This is a genomic window from Chryseobacterium pennipullorum, from assembly GCF_003384725.1.
Lineage (GTDB): Bacteria > Bacteroidota > Bacteroidia > Flavobacteriales > Weeksellaceae > Chryseobacterium > Chryseobacterium pennipullorum.
Window position 1 is genome coordinate 1 of the sequence record NZ_QNVV01000042.1, and the last position, 1,766, is coordinate 1,766.

Genomic DNA, 1,766 nt, shown 5'->3' on the forward strand with positions numbered 1-1,766 from the left:
TGGCAGAAAACCTTAGGCTCCACTGCCGATGAAGAAGCCAAAGCCGTTATCCAAACCACAGACCTTGGTTTCTTTGTAGCCGGAAATATCCAAAACTCATCCCAGGGCTATGGCTCCAAAGACGTATGGATTACCCGGCTTGACAAAGACGGAAAAGAACTTTCTCAATTGATTTTAGGAGGAAAAGGACTCGATGAAGTGGAGAAAATGATTCCCACGAAAGATGGCGGAGCGTTATTAGGGATCTACTCGAGGAGCTCGGCTGTACAAGGTACAATGTCCAAGGTACAAAGTACCGGCAACTCAGGTACACCCGACACCCGACATTTTACATCAGTACAAAAAACTACAGAAAACTATGGTGAAGGAGACTACTGGATCGTTAAGCTGGACAAAACCGGTAAAGTAGAATGGGAAAAGAACTATGGCGGAAAAGGCGATGACCATATCAGAACTTTAGCTTCAACCCCTGGTGGCTTTGTCATCGGTGGCGAATCCAGATCCGAAAGATCAGGCAATAAATCCGTAGGTATCGAAGAAGGGACCGACCTTTGGGTGATGGCCTTAAATGAAAGGGGTGAGGAGCAGTGGCAGAAATCCTACAATTTCAAAAACAGGGATATCCTTATGGGGATGAGTGTAATTCAGAATCAAGATACAAGAACCAGGAACCAAGACTTAACAAAGGGGATTTTGTTGGGCGGCTATACTCAGGCAGAAGGAAGGATAGAAAAAGATGATGAGACGTTCTGGATGCTGTATGTGGATGGAAATGGAAACGAGCAGTGGCGAAAACACGTAAGCGGCGAGTCCAGAAAAAGAGAAGAGAGGCTTTCAGACCTGAAATTAAACCGTGACGGTTCCATTATTTTGGCCGGCACCAGTGCCGAAGAATTGGGCAAAGAGAACTGGAAGATCGTGAAACTGGGTGATAAACAGGTCAATGATCTGATCGTTAAGTATGACATCAAAATCTATCCTAATCCTGTATCCGACTATGCCTACGTAGAAATCGGTCTTGATTTTAAAGAAGCAGACATCCTGGTATATGACATGAGCGGAAGACAGCTTCAGAATTTGAAGACCAAGAATAAAGTCACCAAAATAAATACCCAGGCTTTGGTGCAGGGGGCTTATCTGGTGACCATAAAAACAGATACGAATAAAACAGCAAATGCTAAACTGATAAAAAAATAACCATGAAGAAGAAAATAATTTTAGCTGCTGCATTAATGGTGGCTCATACCTATACGGCTCAATTAGGTGATGAAAATTTACTGCCCAATATTACCCCACCATCACCTGAAGCCTATTCTTTAGGAAGTTTTGGGGGCCTGGAAGTTGGAGAGTTCACAGGATCTCCCAATATAAGTATTCCTCTACTGCATTTTAAAGGGAGCAATTTTGGAACGGACTTGTCCCTATCTTATACCACGAGTGGGATAAGGGTTGATGAAAAGGATGGACAGTTTGGACTCGGTTGGGCATTGATTGCGGGAGGTGTGATTAATAGAATAGTACGGCATAAGGATGATTTTGCATATTCTAAGTTACCAATTCCCGAAAATCTAAATGCTGGATCTTCTGATCCGAAAGTCGCTCAATTTTTTTATGATGCAGGTAACCTTAATAAAGATACTGAAGCCGATTTATTTTCCTTCAATGCCGGAAATATAAGTGGACAATTTGTTATTAATAACAAAGGCCAAATAGAACTCTTGAGTAAAGATAATCTTAAGTTTGAGATTTTACATGATATTGAATAT

At 41.9% G+C, this 1,766-nt stretch carries 1 protein-coding gene and 1 pseudogene; both read left to right on the top strand.

The features are described 5' to 3' along the window. A partial coding sequence (locus tag DRF67_RS21235; protein ID WP_133297688.1) for a T9SS type A sorting domain-containing protein occupies positions 1-1,197 on the top strand: 1,197 nt, incomplete at its 5' end. Positions 1,198-1,199: 2 nt separating this feature from the next. Further along, positions 1,200-1,766, top strand: a pseudogene (locus DRF67_RS21240) (hypothetical protein); the annotation flags it as partial.